Genomic DNA, 2,384 nt, shown 5'->3' with positions numbered 1-2,384 from the left:
GAGCCAGCACAAATAGCAAATTGCCATCCAACTCTTGACCTCGAATTTGATTAACACTTTTTAAGAGACACTAGTGGCTTTCTGATATAATAAAGCGATATAGGGAGGCTCAGATAAAAGCGGCTCTAAAGGTTAATTATGAAAAATTGCAATTCAACTGGAGCATTGGACGTGACCTTGTAATACGGAAAGCAGAGGAACGTTGGGGCTCAGGAGTTGTTGAGCAACTTAGCTTTGACTTGCAAGATGCTTTCCCTAATGAAAAAGGATTCAGTAGCCGCAATATGTGGAGGATGAAACAATGGTATTTGTTTTTCTCCACATCTGAAGCATCCGAAAAACTGCCCCAACTTGGGGCAGAATTGCAAAATGCTGAAATCCAATCATTAATAAAGCTGCCACAGGTTGGGGCAGAATTGAACGAAGATAGTTTGCCAATGATTCTCGGACTTGTGCCATGGCGTCATCAGACAGACATTGTAACCGGATGCGAATCGTTAGACGAAGCCATTTTCTATCTAAAAGAATGCGTAACAAGAGGATGGAGCCGTCAAACGTTGGCAAATTCAATGAAGGCCAAATTATATGAGAAGCAAGGCAAAGCCATCTCAAACTTTCCAAAATACCTGCCGGAAGCGCAAAGCCGACTTGCGCAGGAAATTACTAAAGACAACTACGATTTCAGTTTTGTGACAGTCCCTGAGAATTATCAGGAAGAACAGTTGGAAACAGCTCTTGAGCAGAACATCACCCGTTTTCTTCTCGAACTTGGAACCGGATTTGCTTTTGTTGGTCGGCAGAAAGAGTTTATCGTCAATGGCCGTAGCCGACGTATTGATATGTTATTCTATCATATCAAACTGAAAGCATATGTGGTTGTAGAACTCAAAATAAGGCCATTTGAACCGGAATTTGCAGGTAAACTCAACTATTATGTAAGTGCAGTCGATGAATTATTGAAAGGACCCGATGATAATCCAACCATCGGATTGCTGATATGCAGTGACAAGGATGAGACTGAGGTACGTTGGGCGTTCAGGGGCGTACATACACCGATGGGAGTGGCTTCTTATGACAATGTCAATACCATTAATGAAACGAATCTATTACCTTCTGCTGAGGAACTTCAAGCACGTATTCGTTTGGTAGAGGAGAAGATAAACAAAAACAAATAATCCTAACCTAAATTTAATTAGAATATAATTGGGATTCTACTACATTCTCTGAATTTTCCAAGACGGTAATTATTTATTTCTTTCATAGGACTTTTTCAAGGGTATTGCGTCTTTTATATTGAGGCCGTATAGCCTATCGATAATGACACAATGATTACTTCGAGAGAATTTGAGACATATTTCAGACGACTGTATTTGCCATTGGGTATGTACGCACTCCGTATCGTTGATAATGCCGACGATGCGGAGGACATTGTGGAGGATACTTTCATGAAGGCTTGGCAAGCTATCTCGTCGGGTGCAGAGATTGAACATTTCAACTCATATATCTACCGATGTGTAAGAAATGAATGTGTGAGCTTCCTTCGAGGGAAAAAGGAATTTGAAAACATTGATACAATCCCGGAAGTATGCGAGGAGGTGATAGACACCTCTTTCCATGATGCAAGGATATGGAAGGCGATTGATGAACTTCCGGAGAAATGCCGTGAAATATTCTTGATGAGCAAGCGTGATGGACTGACCAATGCGGAAATTGCCGAGGAAATGAATATCTCTATAAAGACTGTTAAGAACCAGATGACAAAAGCGTTTGCCCGGCTCAGAGAGTCGTTATCAACCGGGCACAAGCCATTCTTCCTACCTTTTTTATAAAAATTTTAATTCCGGATAGGACCTGAGGATAGTGGTTGCGTCATATAAGTGAACGGGGACAAATCCCGGGACACTTTTTGAACAACCATTATGAATGAAGAAATAACATACATAGCAAAGCGTTACCGCAAAGGGAAGTTCTCCGTTGAAAAGAGTTGGAAACGGTTGAATATAAAACCAGCCTTAAAATGGAATGGTCTCAAAATAGCGGCAGCCGTTGCCTCGGTTGTAGTCCTGTCGGCGACAGCGGCTATCATATATCATCAGTACGAATTGAAAGACACGACTGATAAGATTGTCAATGAATCAGTCAGACCTGCTGCATCGCTGGAGACTGTCAAAATCATTGATTTTGAAAACACGCCGCTCCCTACCGTCATTTCCAAAATTAAAGAGGTGTATGGCGTTGAGGTTATCAATGTTCCGGAGAATGCCGGGGAGTATCGTCTTTCACTGCACTACGAAGGTAACGCCGTTGACCTTGTAGCCACAATCAACGACATTCTTGAAACCCAAATGTCAGTAAAGGAATGAAGCGTTTGATGTCATTGCTGA

Annotated in this window: 3 protein-coding genes; all 3 read left to right on the top strand. The window is 41.7% G+C overall.

What is annotated here, in order from left to right:
- The first annotated feature begins 86 nt into the window (after positions 1-86).
- Positions 87-1,175 carry a YhcG family protein gene (locus JX312_RS12365; protein ID WP_370541509.1) on the top strand — a complete coding sequence of 363 codons (1,089 nt, stop codon included), beginning with the start codon at positions 87-89 and terminating at the stop codon, positions 1,173-1,175.
- A 150-nt stretch (positions 1,176-1,325) separates the two neighbouring features.
- Positions 1,326-1,829 (top strand): RNA polymerase sigma factor, encoded by a 504-nt coding sequence (locus tag JX312_RS12360; protein WP_124076043.1) that lies wholly within the window; start codon positions 1,326-1,328, stop codon positions 1,827-1,829.
- A 90-nt stretch (positions 1,830-1,919) separates the two neighbouring features.
- Positions 1,920-2,363, top strand: coding sequence for a hypothetical protein (locus JX312_RS12355; protein WP_124076042.1), 444 nt, complete (start codon positions 1,920-1,922; stop codon positions 2,361-2,363).
- The last annotated feature ends 21 nt before the right edge of the window (positions 2,364-2,384 follow it).

This window comes from Barnesiella sp. CU968 (assembly GCF_905219685.1).
Classification (GTDB): Bacteria; Bacteroidota; Bacteroidia; order Bacteroidales; family Muribaculaceae; genus Lepagella; species Lepagella muris_A.
Note: the sequence above shows the minus strand (reverse complement) of the source record. Positions and strands in the feature narration are given on the sequence as shown.

Excerpts from the sequence above, each read along its gene's own strand:
- JX312_RS12360 (WP_124076043.1), top strand. The coding sequence starts at position 1,326 with ATGATTACTTCGAGAGAATTTGAGACATATTTCAGACGACTGTATTTG.
- JX312_RS12355 (WP_124076042.1), top strand. The coding sequence starts at position 1,920 with ATGAATGAAGAAATAACATACATAGCAAAGCGTTACCGCAAAGGGAAG.